We start from the raw sequence: 25,283 nt of genomic DNA on the forward strand, positions 1-25,283 counted from the left end.
TTAAAGTCAGCCATCTTGCAGTGCCAAATACGTCACTGCTGAATCTGTTTCTTTACTTGTTACTTCTAATTAGGTAGTTACTTCTAATTGATCTACTTCTAATTCATTGTTTCTAAATAAGCATTTCTAAATTGGTCTTGCTAAACGATCGTTCACCAACTGAATCCAGTAACTCGCACCGAGCTTTAAGATTCCGTCGTTAAAGTCGTATTTCGGGTTATGCAGTGCGCAGCCACCGACCGATTCCGTGCCATTACCCAACAGCACATAACAGCCCGGTTTAACGCGTAACATGCTTGAGAAATCTTCCGAAATTGTCAGTGGGTCACAGGCCTCATTAACGCTCTCTACACCAAGCACCTTCTGCGCGGCGGCAACCGAATATTGGGTTTGTTGCTCGCTGTTGATGGTTGGGTAGAAGGTATTGATAAACTCGAAGTCGTAAGTCGCGCCTGCTGCCTGACAAATGCCCGCCACGATTCGCTCCATGCTTTGCTTGATTCGATCGAGAGAAGATTCAGTGAAGCAGCGACAATCGCCTTTAATGACCACTTGAGTTGGGATGACGTTAACCGTGCCATCGGTAATAAATTCGGTGGCAGAGACTACAGCCGTGTCGTGAATCGCACTCAAATTACGAGACACGATGGTTTGCAGACCAAGAATGACTTGCGAGCCAACAACGAGAGGATCGACCCCTTGATGCGGCAGAGCAGCATGTCCACCCACACCATTGATGGTGATCTCAAAGCTACTCTCACTGGCCATTAATGAGCCGGGGCGAACCATCAACTCACCTTCCGCTAAGCCGGGAAAGTTATGCACGCCATACACTTCATCAATCGAAAATCGTTCAAACAAGCCATCATCAATCATCGCTTGCGCGCCACATCCGTGCTCTTCATCGGGTTGAAAAATGAAATATACCGTACCATCGAAGGTTAGGTTCTCGGCCAAATAGCTTGCAGCGCCGAGCAACATTGCGGAGTGTCCATCGTGACCACAGGCGTGCATCTTTCCGTCGTGTTGTGAGCAATGCGCAAAGCTGTTTTGTTCATGAATATGTAGCGCATCCATGTCAGCTCTTAGGCCAATACTCGCTTCACTCGATCCTGAACGAAGTATCCCTACTAATCCTGTTTTACCGATGTTACGCACCACTTCGATGCCAAAGCTCTCAAGCTTACTGGCGATGAAATCAGAGGTGAGGTTGACGTCAAAGCCACACTCAGGGAAACGGTGTAAGTGTTGACGCCACTCCGTCATGCTTTGAATAAGCTGCGAAGACAGTTGGTCTGGTTTGATCGAGAAAGTAGACGGCATAGTAGTGATCCCAAAGTGTAATTCTTTGTATTAACGTTAAATGTAGAGTTAGCTTGGCTGCTGAAGTTAAACGCAAAGCGAGCAGCTTTAATCAAAGGTCGTTACAACGACTGCGACCTTCGGCAATTATCTGAGGATGGTTGGAGATGGTGCTCTAGCAGCGCACCAAACCCTTTAATGGGTATGGGGTAGTTCATCAACTGAAGCGAGTGCCAAGCCAACACCTGATTGCTACTGACAACGGGCTTATCTAATTCCGCTTCAATGGATTCAATAACGGATGCTGCTCGCAACGCAGTGCAAGAGATAAACAGAAGATCCGCTTCAGGGTCACAGACTTGTATCGCGGCTTGTTTGATGTCCATTGGAGAAATGAACGTCATTGCGGTGTCATCTTCAAAACCAAAGCCTGCGATGCTCAACACTTCAATGCCTTGCGACTCAAAAAATGCAGCCACGTCTTGATTCACGGCTTCGGTATAAGGCGTTAATATCGAGATATGCTTCGTTTTAAAGCTGTCGAAAGCCGCTAAGGCAGCGGTCACCGGATTCGTTACCGCAGCGTTTGGGCGAGACTGATGAATGAGCTGCGTAATGCGCTCGCTGCCAATCGCCACAGTGCCAGAGGTACAAGCGTAGATCACCACATCCAATTCAGTACCCGGTAGGATGGTATCGGCACAAGCAGCGATTCCCGGCTCCATTCTACGCAGGTTCTCTATCGTCAACGGGTTGTAGTTTCTTAGGCGGCTGGTGAACGATTGCACATCGTTTGGATACAGCGCGTTTAAATCACGCTCAATATTGAAATCTGTCGCTAACGCAATCACACCGACGCGTCCTGCTGGTGCCAATTTTTCTAATTCAAACTGTAAAGTAGCGGTTGCAGATTTCATACTTTCCAACTCCTTGAGCGAGAGTTAACATCGCCCAAAGGATGTTAACAACATGTTTCATATAATTTTCAAACTCTGTCGATTTGATCTTTACATTTCGTTCACAAGATTAATAATGCACCGATAACTTTAAGGATTATCATTAAATGATTACCTTGTTGTGCAGAAATTCCGCATTTTTTTCTGCGTTATAGTGGTTTTTTGTTCTCGCTCATTGAGGTCTAAATGTTAAGGCTAAATACCTTTAACTCGATCACACACTGGTTCAAAAGAAACAATTAATTTACAAACAGATATTGGGAAGTATGGGTATGACACAGCAACCTGCATTGGTGGTCGACAGTTTCGACAAGAAGATCCTCAACATCGTACAAGACTCAAACAGAGCTACCTCTGACAAGATTGCAGAAAAGGTCGGACTCTCTCCAGCTGCTGTTCAGCGCCGTTTAAAACGCATGAGAGCGCAAGGTGTCATTCAAGCTGATGTCTCTGTTATCAACCCAAAAGCAGTCGGCCATGGAATGACGTTTATCGTTCAGGTAACGCTAGAGCGTGAGCGTGTGGATTTAATGCACAATTTCAAAAAAGAGATGAGTTCGAACCGCTCAGTACAGCAATGCTATTACGTGACCGGTAGTTCAGATTTCATCATGATTGTCACAGCAGCGGATATGGAGGGTTACGACAACTTTACTCGTGAAGCCTTCTTCGACAATGCCAATATCAAGAGCTTTCAAACCAATGTGGTGATGGATAACGTCAAGGTGGGGCTGACGATTCCAATTGATGAGCAGCGCGATTGATGACCAGATCGATTGATGACCAGTGCAATTAGAAAGCAAGGCGTGTCGTGAAATGAAGTCAAAAAAGAGAGGAAAAAAAGACGGTATGAAGAAACCTTACATACCGCCAACCTTGGGGCTTACTTTATTATTCGTTGTTCGCGATTAGCTATTAGCTATTAGCTATTTACTGTTAACTGCTAGCTGCTAGCTATGTACTTTTAGCTATTAGATTTTATTGTCGATGATCTGTTGGTAGAGATCGGGGTCGGTTGCTCCTTCAGTACCAATAACCAACACTCGACTGTCTTGAGTCAAATTCAATTTTTCAGCGAAGTTCGGATCTTGCTTAGCGATGATCGCCGCAGCAAATCCAGGAACGGCAGATTCCCCGCCCTCTATCGCTACTTCCGTTTGTTCACCACTTGCCAACATGCGCATCGCTTGCGGAATGGCCTCTTCACTCAACGTCATAAAGTCATCAGCGCCATTTTGTAGAATCGTCCACGCTAAGCTTGAAACTTCACCACATGCCAAACCGGCCATCAGCGTCTCTAAGTCGCCCGTAACCACAATCGGTTTACCCGCTTGAGCACTCTTCTGTAAGCAGTTAGCCTGTTCAGGTTCTACGATTACAAAACGTGGACGATCGACGCCCCACAAATCCCAGAAGTAACCACAGACAGCGGATGCCAAACCACCCACTCCCCCTTGCACAAAGACATGGGTTGGAATCTCGCCATCCAATTGCTCGACAATTTCAGCCAACATAACGGTGTAGCCTAAAGCAACGTCTTTAGGGATTTCCATGTAGCCTTCGTAAGAGGTGTCCGAAACAATCACGCGATTTTGCGCTTTAGCTTCTGAGTCGGCCAAACGAACGGATTCATCGTAGTTACCAGTAATGCGTACTACTTCTGCACCGAACGCTTCCATCGCTTGCTTGCGGCCTTCCGAGACGTCACGGTGAATGTAGATAACACAACCACAACCAAACATTTGTGCGCCCCATGCGACGGAGCGACCATGGTTTCCGTCAGTTGCACAGCTGACAACGATTTCAGCAACTTCTGATTTCCATTCCCCGTTGAGCAACTCACTGATGGTCGGATTCTTACCATAGCGATTGGCGATTTCAATCTGAAGCTGACGAGCAACAGCATACGCGCCGCCCAGTGCTTTAAAACTTTTTAGACCAAAACGCTGCGATTCATCTTTGTACCAAAACTTGTTTACGCCGATCTCAGCAGAGATAGCATTCAGCTCATGCAAAGGAGTAACAGAGTAGCCTGGCCATTGAGAAATATCTTTAATCGCCTGTTGTGAGTTCGCGACACTTAAAATGTCACGCTGCTCACTCGAGTATTCCAATTCAGGGCGTGCTTGAGGGTTAGCGTAGTGTGTCAGAGTGCCTGCCAGTAACTGCATAAATGATCGTCCTTATTAGTCATTCACATGCTCCTTACATCGTTAGATTATAGAAACCTAACGGCCAGTAAGGCTGCGGATAATAAATTCTATCGATAAAAAAGTGCCGTGATTACACATTCTTATCACACGATCTGCGGGAATTAATTGTTACATGAGTGTTAAATGAAGAATTTATTCACCAACGAACATCGTTACTCGACGACTCAACAAGCCAGTGCACTAAACAACAGATGCTCAAAAGGTTGGTGACAACAACTTCATCACCAACCCTTTCAAGTCGTTTCTAATTTGAATCCGAGCTTAAGCTACTCAATTCGAGTGATGAAGCCGTATTTATCTGAATCGGTCTTATCGCCCGTCCCCCAACTGTGCACGCCGATTTGTTTGTTTAATTCAATGGCCTGCTTGGTGTTAGAGCGCTGTAAGATACGTGGATTACCAGCAGCAAATAGATCCGTACCACCCGAGAAAACCGAACCCGTTGGAGTCACGATTGTCGTCATATTGTTGTTCTTAATCATGCGCCCGGTGTACATATTGATATCGTCGTCGGCACTGCCACCGATATGGTTAGTGAACTTCAATGTCATCTCACTGCCTCGGTATAACTTTACGATATCAAAAAGCTGAGAATAGGTTGATGCACCCAGAGTCGAATTAATGCGCTCAACAGCGCCAGTCTCTTTAAGCACATCTCGGTAAAAAGCGTTGAAGGCAAACGAGGTGGTTATCGTTACCTTGTTCCCACTTTTAGTGTTGTTCAAAATCGTCGAACCAAGACTAGTCATGTGTTGCGACAACTCATTGTGGTATTCAAGCTTAACGGCTTTTGCACTGTTCGCTGTTGTTTGGATTAACGTGGTCTCATTAGAAACAGAGCGTAACGCGGAGCTGCAATCAAACACGTCCAAACCCTTGCTCTCTGTGTAGATACCACAGCTATCAAACCCTGCATCAGGAAAATACAGGTCAACGCTTTGACCTAAACTATCCGCAAGCCTCACACTTTTTGCTTATCACTAATGTCTTCCGCAAACAGAATAGTTTCATACTGCACACCATCGTAAGTCAGCTCCATTGACTCTTGGACCTCTTGTCGCTCTCGATACAACTCGCCAAGCTTAGCTGATGAAAACACGTAATCTGCCTTAGGTTTGACTTGCGCTTTAGTCGCCGCTTTGCTTGAGTTAGAGCTTGAATTACAGCCCGCTAATAGAACCAAAGGTAATGCCAGTAATGCATTTCGATAGTCGTTCATACAATTATTCCCCAAATGTTTGATGGGGTAATTCTATTAATAAATGATTAATCTATCTGTCGTGCGAATGTAAGAGTATGTATTGGCTTTTTGAACATTGTTTTTTATTCTCCCATTAATGTAAAATCATCATTGAACTGGCGTGGAAAGTGTTTAATCATTCATGTCAGGTATTTTACGTAAAGCATGCAAATTGGAGATGCCACAATAGCTAACCACTAGATAAGGCTCCCTCACGTAATCTCAATGATTGAAACGCACGACAAGGCTGATAATGGAATGACAAAACCTAAAATGATCATCGTGGAAGACGATTTAAAACTTCAGAAAATGCTGCAGGACTACTTTGTCACGCAGGATTTTGATGTCACCACGCTAGATGACGGTAGTGATGCTGCGAAAACTATCCTTGCCGAACAACCTGACATCGTGTTGTTGGATTTAATGCTCCCTGTAACCGATGGACTGACAATCTGCCGACAGACGCGTACACACTATAAAGGTAAAATCTTGATGCTCACCGCTAGCGATGACGACTTTGATCACGTCGCTGGTTTAGAGACAGGGGCTGATGACTATGTCACCAAGCCAATCAAACCAAGAGTTCTGCTGGCCAGAGTTCGCTCGTTATTACGCCGTCAAGACGCTAATACCACTTCAGTCGATGACTCAGACAACCTTCAGTTCGATCAACTGGTTCTGAAAAATACCTATAAGAAGTGTGAACTTTCAGGTGCCGTTTTATCACTCACTGACAGTGAATTTGACCTACTTTGGTTATTAGCGAGTAACCCTGATACGCCATTATCACGTGACTATTTGACGCAAACACTGCGCGGGATTGAGTACGACGGGATTGATCGAACCATTGATAACAAAGTGGTGCGCCTAAGAAAGATTCTTGGCGACGATCACGCACCAGCAGAGAAAATTCAGACCATTCGCGGTAAAGGCTATTTGTTTGTTTCAACCGCCTGGCACTAACCTCGCTCAATACGAGCGTAATGAAAGAGATCAATTATGCGACGTATCTATTTGGAGTCCTTGTTAGGGCTATTAGTTTGCTTTATGACCGGCCTTGTCGCCTACGAGATCTGTGTCTATCAGCTCAACACCGACTACGAATATGTACTGCAAGATTACGAAGCGACGGCCCACCAGCAACTGATAGAAAACATCGCTAAGAATCAAGGTCTTGAAGCCGCTCATCAAGCGATAAACCAGTTTGTAGAAACCACACGAAATAAGCTGGTCACATTCAGCCCAGAAGATGAAATACCAGGCCCAGTTTCAGAATTTTTCAGTACCAACCCAAATACCTTTATCTTTCACGATGATGAACGTGACCTATGGTTTCGATTAGCCAGCAGTGACGATACCTATCACTACCTACCCAACAGTGAAGCGTTCGTTAGGCAAAAGATAGAGCTAGAGGATGACCTCATTTGGTTGTTCTTTTTAGCAAGCTTTATCTTGTACGGCTTATGCCACCTGTTAATCATCTTCCGCCGAGTTAAAAAACTTGAATCTGCCACTCTGCGTTTTGCTGAAGGGGATCTCTCCTCGCGAGCCGAGACTTCAAGCGGCATTGCGATTGGGTCACTGAACAAATCCTTCAACCTAATGGCCGACCGAATTCACCGCTTAATCGAAAGTAATCGTTCACTCACCAACGCGGTCGCCCATGAACTGCGCACGCCAATATTCCGTATTCAATGGCAAGCTGAAATGCTCAAAGACACCCAGCTTAACGACGATCAAGAGAGAACGATTGAGAGTATTGTCGAAGACACAGAAGAAATGGAAAAAATGGTTGATGAGCTATTGTATTACGCCAAACTTGATAGCACTGACCTAGAAAACTTACAAAAACCATTAGAGATTCGAGATTTTCTCGACCACGCATTGGCGCGTTGGAACAAAGACACTCAGCTCAACATCAACCTATCGCTACCAGAGCAACCTAGCTCAATAATGGCGGATGAAACGCTACTTAATCGAGCACTAGATAACCTAGTGCGTAACGCAATGAAATTCGCACGCTCGCAAGTGTCGATTGCAGCGACCGTGCATCAAGATCAGCTACAGATTGCGGTACACGATGATGGTGATGGTGTGGCTCAAGAACATCAAGCCCGCCTGTTCGAACCCTTTTACGTTGGCGACAAAGCGCGTAACAAAGCCAAGAGCGGCCATGGTTTAGGGCTGTCTATCGTCGAGAAGATCTGTGCTCAACACGGCGCTAGCGTGGAGGTAGGTCAGAGCCAAGCCTTAAAGGGTGCGGTATTCACCATTACCATTCAGCTGTGTAATGATTCAACTGACAAACCCATACAGTAACTACAAAACACCTCTGGAATAATGTTCAACATCGGTCGGGAGATGCTGTCTCCCAATGAACTTATGAGTCTAGATAATCATGACACTGTCGTTTATGGCTTGTCATCACAGCACTGCTGAGTAGTAGCAAAGCAACCCGTTACTCGTTAACTCGCGCTTTGCTAGCAGTTCAAGCCATAGGCTTACTATCTAAATTCCAATCATTCTTAAGGTATTTTTATGAAAAAGTTATTAGTTGTTTTAGGCATTGTTTCTCTAGCAGGTTGTTCAGGTATTAACCACAATGAAGAAGTTTACACAGCGCACGCTGAGAGCTTCAACATTGTAGGCTTCCAAGTTCCGGGCAACACTCAAGATCGTGCAATGGAATTGGTTCCTGAAGGCGCAACCGTCGATACCGTTACATCAACAAATTCTGATACGACCTCTGTTTTGGGTGTTATCAACCGTATTATTGGTATTGAATATGTTCAAGTTGGCGGTAAAAAGCAGTAATTCGCTTTAGTCGCAAACCATAGCTAAGTGTATTAGTTACGTACCTTTAATCAGTAGCCTGCACAAACTAAGTTAATCTAAGCCAGTGACCCGTCGCTGGCTTTTACCATCCAGCCGTTTTTGTGCTCTGTGCCAAATAAAGCCCCATTTGGCTAACTCTCTTGTAACTAACAATTCAGAAAATAATCCCCAAAATCGTCAATTTCTTATCAAAATTGCCTTTAAATTCGATTAATCGTCTTTCGCTCAAACTGACACTTCCAAATCGTTGATCCTTCTATCAACCCAGAGCCCGCTAATTGAGGCACAGATCAATTTACCCAAAAATCTTAATTTCCAGTAAAAAACAACACCTAATAAAATTGTCATGATTTTATAAATAAAATCTATGAGTGCGTTCAAAAATAAACAGAAACGATAACTATCTGTAAATACGAGAAATATAAGTTTCATGAATAAAAGAGATCATTGCCATGCTACTAATTAATCAGATCGAATGATGTAAATTCGTTGTGATAATTTTGTTACGTTTTCATGGATTTTACATGGAAAGAGAAAATAACAATGAAAATGAAAAAGCGTTTAGTTGCCGTTGCTATAGCCAGTGCTATGTCTTTATCAGTACATGCAAGTGAATCCGTTAACATCGATCAACCGATCAACTTTACTAGCTTTTCTGGGTTGAATACTCAGTTAGGTGTCAGTAACGCCTCTAGCTTTAAGATGGTGAAGGAAGTTAACCTCAAAAAGCGTGGTATCTACAAAGTTAAGATCCAACAGAACATCTGGGGAACACCAGTATGGGGACATTACCTAAATGCCACCCAAAGTGTACAAGGTGGCGCACTTAAGTCTGTTCAAGGCAACTACCTTAAAACGACGACCCTAGAGCGATCTTTTGTTAAGCCATCGATTAACAGCTCTCAAGCGGTTGAGCTTGCGAGTAAAGATCTCAAAGTTCAGGGCTTAACCAGCAAATCTTTAGACAACGTACAACATCAGCTGTTTATTTATCAGGGCGCATCTAAGCAAGGAGCTGATAAACAAGGCATTGGCTCACAAGGTGCAGATAAAACACGCCTAGTGTACGTTATCTCTTATCTTGTCGAAGGCAGCGAACAGCCGACTCGACCATTCACCATGCTAGACGCGCACACCGGCGAAGTTATCGACCGCTGGGAAGGTATTGCTCACGCACAGATCGGTACAGGCCCCGGTGGCAACGAAAAAACAGGCATGTACGAATACGGCACCGACTACCACTACCTTGATGTGGTAGAAAATGGCACAGAGTGTGTGATGGAGTCTGAAAATGTCGTTACCGTTGACCTAAATGGTGCGACAGACGGCGACACCACTTACAGCTACGAATGTCCTCGTAACGAGTACAAAGAAGTCAACGGCGCATTCTCACCACTCAACGATGCGCACTACTTCGGTAACATCGTATTCGACATGTATAAGAACTGGTTCGACACTGCGCCGCTCTCTTTCAAACTCATGATGCGTGTTCACTACGGAAATAACTACGAGAACGCATTCTGGGATGGCAAGGCAATGACCTTTGGCGATGGTGAAAGCTTCTTCTATCCACTTGTTAGCCTAGATGTGTCAGCACACGAAGTGAGCCACGGTTTCACTGAGCAAAACTCAGGTTTGGTTTACGCAAACCAATCCGGTGGTATGAACGAAGCTTTCTCTGATATGGCAGGTGAAGCTGCAGAATACTACATGAAAGGCACCAACGACTGGATGGTCGGCCGTAATATCTTTAAAGGCGACGGCGCTCTGCGTTACATGGACGATCCATCACGAGATGGTTCTTCAATCAACAACGCATCTGAATACTACGATGGCTTGAACGTGCATTACAGCTCTGGTGTGTTCAACAAGGCCTTCTACCACCTTGCAACCACACAAGGCTGGGATACCAAAAAAGCGTTCGAGCTTTTCGTGCTATCCAACCAAATTTACTGGTCGGAAAACAGTGACTTCTGGCAAGGTGCTTGTGGCGTGAAAAACTCGGCAACCGACCTTGGCTACAATGCCGATGACGTTGTTTCTGCGTTCGCTCTTGTGGGTGTTACCCCATGTGCCGAGCCACCACTGCCGCCAGAACCGGAATATCAACGCCTTGAAAACGGTGTTGAAGCTGCGGTTGCTGGTGAAACCGGCTCAAAAACTTACTTCGATATCGAAGTACCAGAAGGCCAAGACAAGCTAACAATTGATCTTGCTGTCTCTACTGGTGACCCAGATATGTATGTCGGTCTAGATTATGCGCCAAGCTCTCAAGAGAATATCTGTAAGAGTGAAAGTGTAACCGATGAAGTGTGTGTGATTGAAAACCCAACGGCCGGTCGCTACACGGTGAACATTCTGGGTTACTCAGATTACGCAGGTGCAAATCTGAAAGCATCGTACGAATCAGGCAATGCTAACGTACCGCCAGTCTCTTCTTTCGAACACACGGTCGTAGGCAAAGAAGTAGAGCTGCGTAGCACAAGTTCGGACAGCGATGGCCAGATCGTTTCTTACCAATGGAACCTAGGCGATGGCAACACGCAAACCGGTGAAGTGACTCGTTATACCTACGCTGAAGCTGGCGACTATGTGGTGACTCTAACCGTGACTGACGATGCAGGCGTTGCAACATCGACAAGCAAGTCGATCACGATTGAAGGTGACTCAGCAGAAGGCTTCCCGCTAAAACTGAAGTTTGGTAACAAAAACCCGAACGGTAAGGCTCGCGTTAAGCTGGCATGGGATTACGACACAAACGACTACTTTGTGATTAAGCGTAATGGCAAGAATGTCGGTGCTACAGACTTCAACTCATACGTCGATAAGTTCCGTCACAACGGCACAGTAGATGTTGAGTACCAAGTGTGTACCTCAAGCGATATCTGTTCAGAAACCAAGCACTACCGTTTCATTAAAACACAATAATCGATAGTAAATTCAGGGCTCCGAAAGGGGCCCTTTTCGCGGTTATCTGTTTAGAAAATGAAACATCTACACAAAAATATCCACGCACTAAACAAAATTCACACCAATCAACACAACCATACTAACCATAAAAAGGACGACAAATGGCTATTCAAAAAAGCATGCTAGCTTTGGCTGTGCTCGGAGGCTCTTTAGCCTTAACTACCAGTATTTCGGCTTACGCATCCCTAGGTATCACACCACCAGCGAACGAAGCAGTTTGGATCACCACCGATGCTGACGCACAGCATATAATGACTCAGCATGGCGCAACGGTTTATCCAAGCGTGACCGGAAACAAGCATTCCATCGTCGCGAAAATCAACCAGAAAGAGCTGGCGAAACTATCTAGCCACATGCACGAAGAAACCCACCGTTGTGGTGGCTACATGGTGCACGAAGACAAAGCAAGCGCACTCAAAGCCGCAGCGATGCCACTGACAATGAGCACCTTCGAAAAGCCGGAGATCAGCCATCAAGACACAGTGAACGACCTACTCGCTCAGGTCGAGCCGAACAACATGGTCACGACCATTGAAAATCTAACCAACTTCACCAACCGTTTTTATACTACTTCTACTGGTGTCGCTGCTTCAGATTGGCTTTTAGAGCGTTGGGAAACAGAAATTAAGGATGTGCCGTATGCGTCTGCACGCCAGATCACGCATGCCGAATACCCACAGAAATCCGTTGAAGTGACACTGCTTGGCGCTAAATATCCTGAAGAGATCGTCGTGGTTGGTGGACACCTTGATTCGACCGTTGGATCTTGGACAAGCGAAGGCACCATCTCACCGGGAGCCGATGATGATGCGTCTGGTATTGCAACGGTAACAGAGTCGCTTCGCCTGATGATCGCCAGTGGCATTCAGCCAGACAAAACCATTAAGTTCTATGGCTATGCGGCAGAAGAAGTAGGGCTACGCGGCTCACAAGATGTCGCCAACGCTTTAAGAGATGAGCAAGCAAACGTTGTATCGGTACTGCAATTAGACATGACCAACTACAACGGTTCAGCGCACGATATCACCTTCATCACAGACTATACCGACAGTAACTTAACCGCCTACTTAAGCGAGCTGATCGACACCTATGCCAGTGACATCAGTTACGGTTTCGATGATTGTGGCTATGCCTGTTCTGACCACGCCTCTTGGCACAATGTCGGCTACCCAGCCGCCATGCCATTCGAGAGCATGTTCAATGACTACAACCCAAGTATTCACACTGAGCACGACACGCTTGAGAATTCCGATCCAACCGCAACACACGCGACCAAGTTCGCCAAACTGGCGATTGCTTACCTTGTCGAAACCAGCCTTGATTCGCCCGTTGCAGGTCCTAAAGAGCTGCAAAATGGCGTGCCTGTTGAAGGACTTACTGCAGGATATGGTGAAGAGCAGTTCTTCACATTTACGACGGAAAGTGCAGGTCAGTTAACCGTAACCATGACAGGCCCTCGTAGTGGCGATGCCGACCTTTATGTGAAACACAATGGCACCGTATCAAAAGCAAGCTACGACTGTCGCCCATACCAGAACAGCAGCAACGAGCAATGTGTATTGAACAAACCAGCGGGTGAATTCAATATCATGGTACGCGGCTACCGTAACTTTAACGATGTCACCATCGTCGCTAACTTCGTGCCTGATTAGCTGTAAGATTAGTTAATTGACTAACGTTTAACCGAGTAAACACGGCTAAAACTAAAAATCCGCAAGCCCACGATCATAAATAGATTGGAGCTTGCGGATTTTTTATTGTCTACGTTCTTCACTTGCTATGAAAAGCTCTGTTCGAACAAACAAGCCATTAGTTCAATTAACAGTTAAGACGTTTTTTTCATCACCTTGCCACAAATGTACTCACCAATTGGCATCGCGGATGTCGCTGCCGGCGATGGCGCGTTACATACATGCAAGCTTCTTGGACTTTCGGCAAACAGGAAGTCATGAACCAAAGTGCCATCTTTGAGAACCGCTTGGGCACGAATGCCTGCTGGGTAAGGTTTGAAATCTGACACCGTAATGCTCGGGCAATATTTATTCACTAGTTTTAGATAGCCCGGTTTCCACCACGAGTTCTTAAACTCGACCAAACCGGTTTTCAGATTATTCGCAGTCACCTTCCAAAAGCCCGCAAAGCTCAGCATCTGCCAAGTATCCTTGAAACTAAAGTTAAGCTTGCCATAACCTTCTCGCTTCCAGCCTTGAACTGCATTTGGCCCTACTGTTACGGAGCCATCAATCATGCGTGTTAAATGCACGCCCAAGAAAGGCAGTTCTGGGTCAGGGATCGGATAAATAAGGTGATTCACCACTTGGTTGTGTTTAGCGTCCAACTGATAGTATTCACCGCGATAAGGGACGATTTGGAAGTCGGTTTCAATGCCAAGCATGCTGGTCATTCTGTCGGCCATCAAACCAGAACAAGTGATCAAGAATCGACTGTTCAGTTGTAGAGTCTGACCATCTACTTTGCACGTTAACTGCACCTCATCTTCTTGCTCGTCCGCCATAATCACTTCCGTGCCTAGACTGAGCTTACCACCCGCTTCAACAAACTCTTGAGCCATCACTTCGGTGACTTTTTTGTAGTCCACGATACTGGTGGTTTTGACATAAATCGCGCCCAAACCGGTGATGTTAGGCTCTGCAAGTTTCAGTTGCGCTTGATCTAAGAGGTCGACATCAATGTCGTTATCATGACAACGTTGATAGAGCGCATTCATGCGCTCCACTTCCTGCTCATTGGTCGCGACCAACAGCTTGCCACAGTTTTCGACAGGGATATCGTGTTGACTGCAAAAGGCGATGGTGCGCTCTACGCCACGCTTACAAAAATCCGCCTTTAAACTGCCCGGAGCGTAGTAAACGCCAGCGTGAATCACACCACTGTTATGGCCCGTTTGGTGCTGCGCGAAGCCACGCTCCTTTTCGACTAAAAAGATACTTTTATCAGGGTAAGCTTGCTGTAATTGCCATGCCGTCGACACGCCAACAATGCCACCACCAACGATAATATAGTCGTATGTTGAGTTCATAATATTCCTACATTCAATCCTTTTAATTATAAGGAAGACGCGACAGTGTTAGACCCAGTTTGAGGTAACTTTTGTTCCTCACTTTCTGATTCTTTTTTAACTTGATTTGCATCGTATTTACGACCGCTGTAGATGAAGATGCCAACAAAAATGGCGACACATACCAAGCGAATCACGACTGAAACATCAGGCCATACTAAAGCTGCACCTATTACTACCAACACTACTCGAGTAATGACATTAATTTCGCTCTCTAGATAGCCTTCAATCGCCGCGATAAATGCGTAAGTGCCAATAATAGCAAAACCACCGGTGACCAATACCGAGGTAATATCCCAACTCACCAAGTTAGTGTAGGCAATCAACAACGGCACTAGGTATAAACCTTTAGCTATCTTCCAAGCCATTAAACCGGTTCTCATTGGTGGTGTTTTAGCGATAGTCGCTGCGGCAAACGCAGTTAAACAAACAGGCGGTGTTACGTTACTGTCTTGCGACAACCAGAAAATAATTAAGTGAGCCGAAAGCAGTGCAAGACTGATCGCTTCTAACCCCAAGCTTTGCTCAAGCAGAGTTTCCACAAAATCAGCAGGGACTAACGCAATCATCTCTTTGGCTGTTTCGAGTGTCATCGGTGCATTCAACAAATCAAGCTTACCTGGTGCAGCCAACATGAAGATGGCTTTAGCTTGCTCAGGAAGCTGACCTGACACCAACAAGTCGAGCAGCTGACTTTCAGCAATCAATTTATACAAGGCAGGAGCTGACAGAGTGCCCAACACAATATAAGCCGCCGTTACCGGTAAACCCATACCGAGAATCAAAGACGCCAACGCGATCAACGCGATCATCACTAGCAACTCGCCATTCGCCCAGCTGTTGATCATTAAAGAGAAGGTGTTACCAATTCCCGTGGTACTGATGACATTGACGACTAACCCAATGCCCACCAACAGCACCGCCGTGGTCGCCATGTTTTTAGCGCCTTGAGAAAGCGCTTCAATGATCGCTTTTGGACCCATTTTGTGATTTTTAGAAAACCATGATGCCACCACCACAGAAAGAATCGAGATACCCGCAGCGTAAGTCGGCGTAAAGCCCTTCACCAACAAAGTCACTAACACGGCCAGTGGGATCAGGTTGTGCCAACCCGACAGCAATACCTTTAACAAAGGTTCACAGCCAGAAGTCACCTTTTGTACTCCACTGCGCTTCGCTTCAATACGCACGAAAAAGGCCACAGACAAAAAATAGATAAGTGCAGGAACGAAGGAAACCGCAATAATATCGACATAAGGAATTTGCGTGTAAGACGCCATGATAAACGCGCCCGCACCCATCACAGGTGGCATCAGCTGCCCGCCAGTAGACGCAGCCGCTTCAACACCCGCTGCGAAACGCGAAGGGAAGCCCGCCTTTTGCATCAAAGGAATACTGATTACGCCCGTCGATACGGTATTTGCTACACTCGAGCCGGAGACCGAGCCCATCAAGCCAGAGCCAATCACGGCAATGAAACCGGGGCCGCCAATCACCTTGCCAGCGGCGGCGCGAGACACATCAATGATGTAATCACCGACACCCGAACGCACTAAGAATGCGCCAAATAGGATGAACATAAACACGAAGGTCCAGCTGATTCTTGAGATAGAACCGAACATCCCTTCTGATGAGTAAAAGCTTCGATAAAGCAGTGTTTCGAGGCTCAGACCCGGGAAGTGGAAGATGCCACTAGTCCATTGTCCCCACAGCACCACATAGCTCAAACACACTAAGATAAGCACCGGAATAAACCAACCCATGGTGCGGCGAATCAACTCAATAACGATGGCAATCGCCAAGATAGAGAAGAACCAATCACTGGCGATGAACTTCACGCCTCGCTCATAAAGAGCGTCTTCCGCAAACGGAATATAGATAAGACAAGCCAGAGCAGCGAGGGCAATACCGATATCAACGGCTAAGGCGATTTTGCTATTTTTAAGTGAAATGTGGGCGGGATACCAAAGCGCGCATATAATCGCGAAGCCAGCAAAATGGGTCGCCGAAACCCAAAGTTCCGGTAAGGTAGATAAGGTGTTAAACCAAATGTGTAATAAAGAGAGAATCACGCCCATTGTTGTTATAGCTTTACCCACCCACGGGAAATCCGTCCGGGTCGGTAATTCAAATTTTTTCAGTTCCTGCTGCAGCGAATCGCTCATAGAAAACTCCTGCTCTCCACAGCAAACGCGCAGAGAAAATCCATAAAGTGAGGAGGTGCACGAACACATTTTTGAGCGAACGCGCACCAAGCAATTAAGTCACGAAGGGGTTAGTTGATGGCAAATAGTAGTTCGTAACAAACCGTTAGTTCACAGGCCAGTATTTAGTTCACAAGCCAACAGCTCATAAACCAATAGTTACCTGACAACAGATAAGCTAGTTAACGATCAACTCAGAAGGGATCTCGATGCCCATCTCTCGATAATAACGAGCAGCGCCTGGGTGAAGAGGAACAGGCAGACCTGCGATCCCTTTCTCGAGTGCCATTGCTTTGGTTGCTTTATGGATACCTTGTAGGAAAGGTAGGTTTTCATAGATAGCTTTGGTTAGTTGGTACACATCTTCTTCAGAGATGTCTTCACGAACCGCTAGAAAGTTAGGTTGGGCGATAGTGGTGATCGGCTTATCAACACCTGGGTAGGTGTTTGCTGGGATCTCATACTTGGTCCAGATATTGTAATCGCCGTTCGCTTGTTTGATCTGCGCATCGGTAAATGACAGGATTTGAATGTCTTCCCCCAAGGCAGCAAACGCTTGAGTTACTGCGCCAACCGGCACGCCAGCAGGTGTGTTCATGCCATCAATGGTGCCATTCTGTAGTGCACTGGCACTGCCGCCGTAACCCATAAAGGCGAGTTTAAATTGTTCTGGATCTACCGACAAGCCTTGCATGATCTGGCGTCCTGAGTTTTCAGTACCTGAGTTTTTCTTACCGATAGAGAATTTCTTACCGTTTAGATTTTCCAAATCGCTCACGGTGCCTGTTTTTGCTAAATCAGAGCGCACAATGAAGTGTTCTACGTTTTGCCATAACATAGACACAGAGCGAAGCTGTGTTTGTTGACCTGATTTCTCATATGGACCAAGCCCTTGCCACGCCCACGCACCATACAAACCTTGCAGAATGGCAAACTGTGCTTCGTTCTCGTTCAACAACTTTACGTTCTCACCCGAGCCCGCAGAACTAATAGCCGCCAAAGAAAAGTGCTGCTTAGGCGCAAGCTTAACTTTACTCAATGTCGCTAGAGCAACACCTACCGGATAGTAAGTCCCCCCCGTTGAGGCCGTCGCTAAAATGTAGCTGCGGTCTTCTTGAGCTGAGGCGTTGCTGATAAGGCCCATAGAGGCCATTGCGATTGCTAAAGTTTTAACTAGCTTGTTATATTTCATTGTTACTCTCCATGTAGGATTATTCACGTTATATTTTTGTTAATAACAATGGCTAGATAGCAAACACAATGCCAACTTTTAAGTTTCTGTTTTTATTGAAATTCATTTGAAACACTACCTAAAACAAGCCATTTCTTGCTTATTTACCTACGAATGAATGAGCTATTTTTTGCTTATCCGAAGCCGCAATTAACATCCCTATAAAGGTAGCCAAGTCACACTGTGTTACATTTACGTGATCAATGTTTATAAAATGATAAATATCTGATGAGCAATTTTTTGCTCATTGATTCAGACAACACTTATAATCTCATCATCAATTACGAATCGACATAATCGCTTCGGTTCAACGCATAACGCACCATCTTTTGGTTCAATGTTCGACGGGGTAAATCCAAATCTTGCATCACATCATTGATGCGCCCTTGATAACGCACTAGCGCATCATGAATCACTTTCCGTTCAAAGCTCTGCACTTGAACCGCCAACGGGATGCCTGCCGTTGTAGACTCTGTGACAGAATTGGGGCGACACGCCAAGATATCGCCAACTGTCAGGCTTTCATCCAGTGCAAAACGAATCGCGACATTGCGCAGTTCACGCACATTGCCCGGCCATGCATACGACAACAACGCATAACGATCGGCCTCACTGGCAACTCGGGTTTCATTGTTCGCTTCTTGAGTGAAGTGTTCAAAAAGGATCAAAGCATCGTCTTCTCGTTCATTAAGGGGAGGTAAATGCAGTTGGGCAACGTTCAAGCGATAGAAAAGGTCTTGGCGAAAATCGGGGTGATTCAGTAGATCGCTTTTCGAGGCAGAGACCACTCGTAGATCAACATGTTGTTGCTGATTACCCCCTACGCGTTCGACGACATTATCTTGCAAGGTACGCAGCACTTTGACCTGCATCGACAGTGGCATGCTCTCTATTTCATCGAGAAACACCGTGCCTTTGTCGGCAAATTCAAGCTTACCAATACGTCGCTTGGCGGCACCAGTAAACGCACCTGCTTCGTGTCCAAACAGTTCGCTTTCAAAGAGATTTTCTGGAATCGCGCCACAGTTTAGCGGTACAAACGGATGGGTTTTACGCAGGCTAAACTCGTGCAAACAAGAAGCGACTAGCTCTTTACCGCAGCCGGTTTCACCATAAATGATCACATTAGTATCAATCGAGGCGACTTTTTGTATTTGCTCTCGCAATTCACACATCACTTTACTGCGCCCAATCAGCACCTGCTCAATGCCTTTCAGGTTATCCAGATAGTTCTGACGACTGTTTCTGTCTTGGCCACTTTGATGTTTGTCGACCGCTTCCGATACCGTTTGAGACAAACGTTCTGGGTCGAATGGCTTCTCAATGAAATCATACGCGCCTTGCTGTAATGCTTTCACCGCCATATCGACATCACCATGACCCGTGATCAAGATGACAGGCACGTCTGGCACAAGATGTTTAAAGCGTCCTAGCAGTTCCACACCATCAATATCTGGTAAACGCACATCACTAATGATGGTTTGGAAGTCACCCTGCTCTACCGCGTTTAACGCATCTTGCCCAACCTCAAATGCGGTTACATCGAAGCCCGCTAATTGTAACCACTGGCTGGTTGCTTGACGCACAATTGCATCATCTTCAATCAAAGCTATACGCTGCATAGTTTGGTTCCGCCACTTACATCAGAATAATATCGCCCACGGTATGTAAAAAATCCGCAGACGAAAAGGAGCTAGCTCCCACTTTGAATAACACTCCTTTAACAGTTTTATAATGTTTGTTAGCTTCAACTTGTCTCACTCTCCATTGGCTTAAAAAGCAAACAGAAACCTTGTCAAACCACCAGTTCAAAGGGGCAAGCCACTAGTTTTAAAAGGATTTGATCAGCAATGATGAATAACAATCGATATTGGTTATTCCTATGTGCCTGTTTATTAATTGGTTTGGTTCAGGTAACCACTAAAAGTGGCATAAGCCAATGGAAGCTCGAACAAGCCCAACGCTATGCAGAACAGCGCTTCCTCGGATACATTGCCGAGGCCAGACGTACCCTGAAACGCTTCTATTATCTGCCCTACCTAGTGACGAACGATGAAACCAGTGTGCGTTTCATTGATGGTGAAGCCCGCCTCGAAAAGCGAATTAAGAAGCAGCTGATTCAATTGGACAAAGCCGCTAACACCAAGGGCTGGTATCTGCTTTCCGGCGAAGGTGATTTGTTGGTATCGAGTGTTGAAAGAAGCAAACTGAGTAAAAAGAACGCCAGCACGATTGTGTCTAAGATCCACCAACAAGGTGGTGCGATTTCGGTGGTGACAAAAAACAAAGGCGTGACACCTGATTACTTTATTGCGGCGCCGGTTTATCGAGCCTCCGATGTAGTCGGTATTGTCGCGGTGCAAATCGATTTGTCATTGTTAACCGATCAATGGTTTGCCGATGGTGAAGCGATACTGTTCCAGAACCCTCGTGATCAGTTCTTTCTCTCCAGTGACAACAGGCTGAGTGCCGACTGGTTCAATGACACCTTCAACTCTCAGCCCACAGCGACAAAACGTGAGCTGTATGACCAAACCCATATTCGCGTGTGGCGACTGCAAGATAAAGACTACCTTATCCAATCCATCAAGTTAGATGACCTCAATTGGCGTTTAACCTACCTAACGCCATTAACCAGCCTCAACCAGACCACGAACTGGATCAGTTGGAGTGTGGCGGTTGGCTGTCTTTTCATTCTGCTGTTACTGGTTATTCTTTATCAAAGACGTCAGAAAAAGCTCAGTAATCTGCGAATCCAAAAGCTCATCGAAGAGTCGGAAAAACGACTATCTGGAATGATCAATAAAACCCACGTCGGATTGGTGCTGATCGATAAACATGGTCATATTCACGATATTAACCTGATGGCGAAGAACTACTTTTGCCTTTCTGATTCGATGATTAGCAACATCAAGGCGTGGCAGCTGTTTGAGGCAGGTAATCCGAATTCGACCACGTTGCAGTTACTCAAAAACTTGGAACAACACCAAGAACTGGCCGAGATCACCAGCGTCGAAACCATGGCAAGGCGCAGTGATGGCAGTTACTTCCCTGTTTTGTTCTCTATTAGCTCGTTCCCTTGGCACTCAACGCCTTATTACCTGTGTACGGTGATCGACATCAGTAAGCGTAAGAAAGCAGAAATTGCGGTTCAAAACGCCAATAAGACGCTTCAACTGCGAGTAGAAGAGCGAACCCAAGATCTCAAAGATGCGCAGCAAGAACTGGTGGAATCAAGCAAACTTGCCGCATTAGGGCGTATGTCGAGTGCGATTACTCATGAGCTGAATCAACCGCTTACTGGTCTAAAAACCTTACTTTCAAGTAATCAGTTGCTGATGGAAAGAGGTGAGACCAAGATGTTGAAAGCGAACATGGACTTAGTCATGAGCCTCATCGACAGAATGGCCAACATGACCAGTCAATTGAAGTCCTTCGCCTTTAAAAGACTTGAGAAGCCCTATCCAGTTTCTCTCACCGAGGCACTGCAAGAAACCCTACGAATTCACCAAGCCGAATTAGACAACGTCGATATTCGCGTGCGTGTCGCCTCTAATATTTCGATGGTGATGGGAGAAGAGGCACGACTTCGCCAAGTGCTTGGCAACTTACTTAGAAACGCTGTGGATGCGACGCAGAATCAAACACCCGCGACCATCATTATCAGCGCACACACCGATCAACAACGTGTGATCATCAAGGTGCAAGATAATGGCTGTGGCGTGTCAGAAGACCAACTCGAAACCATTTTCGAACCCTTCCATACCAACAAAAAGATGGGCGAAGGTTTGGGTCTCGGCTTGGCAATCACAGCAAACAACGTGCGAGATATGCAAGGTACCTTGATAGCCAAGAACAACCCAGATCAAGGCATGACATTCACGTTAACCCTACAGAATAGTGATAGTAAGTAATCACTTACGTAAAGCTTAGAATTCACACTCTATTGAGAAGCTAAAACTAAAAAACCGCCCACAAAGGGCGGTTTTGATTCACTGATTGGCGTGTGGCTTATTCGCTAATCCGTAACGGCTTACTCAGCTAACTGCTTCAACAAGAGCTCTGTCGGGCGAACAATCGCGATGATCGATTCATCGTAGATTTTCGCTGATTCAGACAGTATCGCTTGGTAGGCTTTCGCATCTGATGCTCGAACTTTTTCACCCGCTTGTGCTTTAGCAATCAAGGTTAACGCCAAGTCTGCGACTTCCGCGGTTTTCTCGGCGACAATCACAGTTTCTACTGAGGACACATTGCCAGCGAAGACAGTTTTAGCTGCGAGTGCAGACGCTTTCGCTTGCTGATAATGCTCTGCAAGTTGCTCAAGCGCTTGTTGATTACCTGTCGCAACGTCGTTGACCAAATCTTGCATCTCATACACAGCGTAGCTTTCCACTGGCAGTGCATCAACGAAGCGGTTTAGACGCTCGTATTGGCTGTATAAAGTGCCCTTAGGTTCAGTGGAGTTCCACTTTTCCCAGTTGCGCGCATAGTACTGTGCTGGCTCGGTGTACTTGGCAAGCACGCGTAGGTCGTGGATATCTTGGCCTTTTGCAATACGCTTCAACAACATGTCAGCATCCGCGTGATGACGCAGGCCAACCGACACTTCAGACCATGTATCCATCGCTTTCATACGCTTGTACATGCTGCGCTCGTCCGTCAGTTCTGCATCAGACCAGAAGCGCTCTGCAATCGCATAGCTACGTGGCCATAGGTAGTTTTCGACCGTGTGGCTGTCTTTGTTTTCTAGCCACATGGTGATCTCACCGCCTAAAATCAGCTCTTTTTCTTTGTCGGTGAGCTCCGCAGGGTAACCACCGTTTGGCTCAGGGATCACACTGCCTTCAACATCACTGCTCGCAATCACTTCACCTGTGGTTGGCCAACGCACGTTACCCACCAGTTGGTAACTGCCTTCTGCAAAACCCTTTGGATTCAGATTTAGGTTGAACTCGGTGTACGACATGAAGTTATCGAAGTGGCCAACAAAGGTTTTACCGGGCACATAATCAAGGATGAAGATCTCTTCGCGAGACTTGCCGTTGTAATCACTGAATGCGCGGAAAGTGCCGTCTTTCGCTTCAATGATAGTCAGTGTTCCCTTACGTGGGCCGCCTTTTGAACGTGGCTTCTGCCATTGATACGTCACGAACTTTTCGCCACTGTGCAGCTTATCGTCAACAGTGATGCCAGTTGGCATTGGGTCATTGCGATAGTGGTAGCTAGTCGGCTGAGGTTGATCTAGGTAATAACCCGTAGAAAGAATACCTGGGTAGCCCTCTTTCGCCGCACGACCAATGCTGTCGTGCCCTTGCCAGCTTTGAATCACGATCGAAATCGGCAGGTCTTTATGCCAAATCTCATCCCAACCGGTCATCTTCTTGCCGCGCTCTTCGAGCATCTTCTCAACTTTTACATTGAGGTAAGACTGCAGACCACGCTCGCCATCGATATTGTTCTCTTCAATGAACTGTTGGTGCTTTTCGCTGTTTTTCCACTGTGCATAATTCGGCTCATCGCCACCAATGTGGAAGTACTCATCAGGGAACAGCTCAGTCACTTCATCAAACACATCACCTAGCATCTCATAGACTTCTGGGTTCAGTGGATCCATGAGAGGTTCAAACACGCCCCAGCCTCTTTCTTGCTCGTAGTTTTGCCCTTCACCGCCCGACATCAAACGCGGGTAAGCGTGAGCAACCGCAGAAGAGTGCCCCGGAAGAGACACCTCTGGAATAACACGAATACCGAGGTTACGGGCGTATTCCACTAAGTAACGAACTTGGTCTTTGGTGTAGTAATTACCATCAGCGGTTTCAGACCACAGACGCGGCCATGATTCGGTTTGAATGCGAATGCCTTGATCGTCCCAGAAGTGCCAATGGAATACGTTCATCTTCGCCGACGCCATCGCATCTAACTGACGAATCAGCACATCGAATTCAATGAAGTGACGTGAAGTATCGTAAGAAACACCACGCCAGCGGAAACGAGGCTCATCGACAATGGTTACAGCAGGAATATGGTAGCCAGTCGCTGTCGTTTCAACGAGCTGTAAAAGGGTTTCGATGCCGTGAATCGTGCCGTATGGGCTTGCAGAGCTCAGCGTGATTTGTTCACCCTGAGTGGTAATTTTGTAGGACTCTACAGAGTCGATATTTTGTATTTCAGACTTTGGTGCTGCGTCGATATCTATGATCAGGTTCGCTTGGTCTTCGCTATCAACCTGCCAATTTAGAATCGGCACACCCGTCTGGCGCTCAAGGCGATCAATAAAGCGTTTCGCCGTGTATTCAACGCGATCAGAATTAAAGCCTTTGATGTAAACCTTGAAGTTACCGTCGACCTTAACTTGCCCAGCTTGCAGCTCGACCGTTTGTGGGTACGGCATTAAATTTAGATCGGTATTTGGAGCCATTGCTAACGCCATTGGGGACACTACTGAACCTGAAATCAATAGGGATAATATAGTTTTTTTCATTATTAGATTTCCTATATAAATATGGTTCTGTTTTGTTTATCGGAGGCGATTCACAAAACAGAACCATCAGCCACTGCTATTGCTCGTTATCTCTCATTCGAAAGGTTGTTATCGCTAGTTCAAAAGCTTATTGCTCGTTAACAAGAGCGACCGCTTCACGAACCAATACTGCAATCTCATCCCATTGCTCGTTCTCGATCATTTTTGGCGACACCATCCAAGTACCACCGCAACATACAACGCGATCCACTGCTAGGTAGTCATTGACGTTGTGTTTACCGATACCGCCCGTTGGCATTAAAGACACATCAACGTATGGCGCTAGCAGAGACTTCACCATGTTGATGCCACCAGACGCTTCTGCAGGGAAGAACTTCAAGAAGTTAAGGCCAAGCTCTAGCGCTTGCTCGACTTGGCTTGGGTTGTTTACGCCCGGAACGATTGGCATGCCGATTTCTTGGCAACGTTTTACGGTGTTTGGGTTTAGGCCCGGAGCCACGATGAATTCGCTGCCCGACTCTTTCGCTAGGTCAATCTGCGCTGACGTTAATACTGTGCCGGCACCGATACACATCTCTGGGTACGCATCGCGCATCGCACGAATCGCGTCTGCTGCCGCTTCAGTGCGGAATGTCACTTCAGCCACTGGCAGGCCGTTTTCTACCAACACTTTTGCCAGTGGAATCGCGTGTTCAACCTTGTTGATTTGGATAACAGGAATAACTTTGAATTGCTTAAGTTTGTTGATCATTTCTTGAGACATAATAAT

Annotated in this window: 16 protein-coding genes and 1 pseudogene; 7 read left to right on the forward strand and 10 right to left on the reverse strand. The window is 46.2% G+C overall.

From position 1 onward, the window contains the following. Nucleotides 1–126: 126 nt before the first annotated feature. Nucleotides 127–1,323, reverse strand: coding sequence for a M20 aminoacylase family protein (locus AACT19_RS01995; RefSeq protein WP_076644942.1), 1,197 nt, complete (start codon nt 1,321–1,323; stop codon nt 127–129). Between the two features lie 101 nt (nt 1,324–1,424). Beyond that, nucleotides 1,425–2,219 (reverse strand): maleate cis-trans isomerase family protein, encoded by a 795-nt coding sequence (locus AACT19_RS02000; RefSeq protein ID WP_076644943.1) that lies wholly within the window; start codon nt 2,217–2,219, stop codon nt 1,425–1,427. A gap of 311 nt (nt 2,220–2,530) precedes the next feature. On the opposite strand from AACT19_RS02000, the gene AACT19_RS02005 reads away from it, so the two are divergent. After that, nucleotides 2,531–3,022: an Lrp/AsnC family transcriptional regulator gene (locus AACT19_RS02005; RefSeq protein WP_004732456.1), complete on the forward strand. Its 492-nt coding sequence runs from the start codon at nt 2,531–2,533 to the stop codon at nt 3,020–3,022. 207 nt (nt 3,023–3,229) lie between these two features. On the opposite strand, the gene AACT19_RS02010 is transcribed toward AACT19_RS02005, so the two are convergent. Then, nucleotides 3,230–4,429: a diaminopropionate ammonia-lyase gene (locus tag AACT19_RS02010; RefSeq protein ID WP_076644944.1), complete on the reverse strand. Its 1,200-nt coding sequence runs from the start codon at nt 4,427–4,429 to the stop codon at nt 3,230–3,232. A gap of 308 nt (nt 4,430–4,737) precedes the next feature. Further along, nucleotides 4,738–5,690: pseudogene (locus AACT19_RS02015) on the reverse strand (alpha/beta hydrolase). Nucleotides 5,691–5,969: 279 nt separating this feature from the next. On the opposite strand from AACT19_RS02015, the gene AACT19_RS02020 reads away from it, so the two are divergent. From AACT19_RS02020 to AACT19_RS02040, 5 genes are all read left to right on the forward strand, one after another. After that, nucleotides 5,970–6,674 (forward strand): response regulator, encoded by a 705-nt coding sequence (locus AACT19_RS02020; protein ID WP_026012327.1) that lies wholly within the window; start codon nt 5,970–5,972, stop codon nt 6,672–6,674. A gap of 36 nt (nt 6,675–6,710) precedes the next feature. Next, nucleotides 6,711–8,030 (forward strand): sensor histidine kinase, encoded by a 1,320-nt coding sequence (locus AACT19_RS02025; RefSeq protein ID WP_076644945.1) that lies wholly within the window; start codon nt 6,711–6,713, stop codon nt 8,028–8,030. A gap of 219 nt (nt 8,031–8,249) precedes the next feature. Continuing rightward, a complete protein-coding gene (locus AACT19_RS02030; RefSeq protein WP_004732471.1) occupies nt 8,250–8,525 on the forward strand; it encodes a hypothetical protein in 276 nt (91 codons plus the stop codon). A 564-nt stretch (nt 8,526–9,089) separates the two neighbouring features. Then, nucleotides 9,090–11,474, forward strand: a complete 2,385-nt coding sequence (locus AACT19_RS02035; protein WP_076644946.1) for a M4 family metallopeptidase — start codon at nt 9,090–9,092, stop codon at nt 11,472–11,474. Nucleotides 11,475–11,617: 143 nt separating this feature from the next. Further along, entirely contained in the window at nt 11,618–13,168 is a 1,551-nt protein-coding gene (locus tag AACT19_RS02040) for a M28 family metallopeptidase (RefSeq protein ID WP_076644947.1), read from the forward strand. Nucleotides 13,169–13,341: 173 nt separating this feature from the next. Here the strand turns inward: AACT19_RS02040 and lhgO are convergent, their stop codons facing one another. From lhgO to AACT19_RS02060, 4 genes are all read right to left on the reverse strand, one after another. Further along, a complete protein-coding gene (gene lhgO, locus AACT19_RS02045) occupies nt 13,342–14,556 on the reverse strand; it encodes an L-2-hydroxyglutarate oxidase (RefSeq protein ID WP_076644948.1) in 1,215 nt (404 codons plus the stop codon). A gap of 26 nt (nt 14,557–14,582) precedes the next feature. Beyond that, nucleotides 14,583–16,760, reverse strand: a complete 2,178-nt coding sequence (locus AACT19_RS02050; RefSeq protein ID WP_076644949.1) for a TRAP transporter permease — start codon at nt 16,758–16,760, stop codon at nt 14,583–14,585. Nucleotides 16,761–16,977: 217 nt separating this feature from the next. After that, nucleotides 16,978–17,991: a TAXI family TRAP transporter solute-binding subunit gene (locus tag AACT19_RS02055; RefSeq protein ID WP_004732483.1), complete on the reverse strand. Its 1,014-nt coding sequence runs from the start codon at nt 17,989–17,991 to the stop codon at nt 16,978–16,980. A 320-nt stretch (nt 17,992–18,311) separates the two neighbouring features. Then, the gene (locus AACT19_RS02060; RefSeq protein ID WP_017095812.1) at nt 18,312–19,652 is read right to left on the reverse strand and encodes a sigma-54-dependent transcriptional regulator; all 1,341 of its coding nucleotides are present in this window, start codon (nt 19,650–19,652) and stop codon (nt 18,312–18,314) included. A 228-nt stretch (nt 19,653–19,880) separates the two neighbouring features. On the opposite strand from AACT19_RS02060, the gene AACT19_RS02065 reads away from it, so the two are divergent. Then, entirely contained in the window at nt 19,881–21,944 is a 2,064-nt protein-coding gene (locus AACT19_RS02065; RefSeq protein WP_076644950.1) for an ATP-binding protein, read from the forward strand. Between the two features lie 119 nt (nt 21,945–22,063). Here the strand turns inward: AACT19_RS02065 and AACT19_RS02070 are convergent, their stop codons facing one another. Beyond that, the gene (locus AACT19_RS02070; RefSeq protein WP_076644951.1) at nt 22,064–24,514 is read right to left on the reverse strand and encodes a family 20 glycosylhydrolase; all 2,451 of its coding nucleotides are present in this window, start codon (nt 24,512–24,514) and stop codon (nt 22,064–22,066) included. Nucleotides 24,515–24,641: 127 nt separating this feature from the next. After that, nucleotides 24,642–25,277, reverse strand: a complete 636-nt coding sequence (locus tag AACT19_RS02075; RefSeq protein WP_076644952.1) for a bifunctional 4-hydroxy-2-oxoglutarate aldolase/2-dehydro-3-deoxy-phosphogluconate aldolase — start codon at nt 25,275–25,277, stop codon at nt 24,642–24,644. Between the last annotated feature and the right edge of the window lie 6 nt (nt 25,278–25,283).

It is taken from the genome of Vibrio sp. 10N.222.47.A9 (genome assembly GCF_963872585.1).
Lineage (GTDB): Bacteria > Pseudomonadota > Gammaproteobacteria > Enterobacterales > Vibrionaceae > Vibrio > Vibrio splendidus.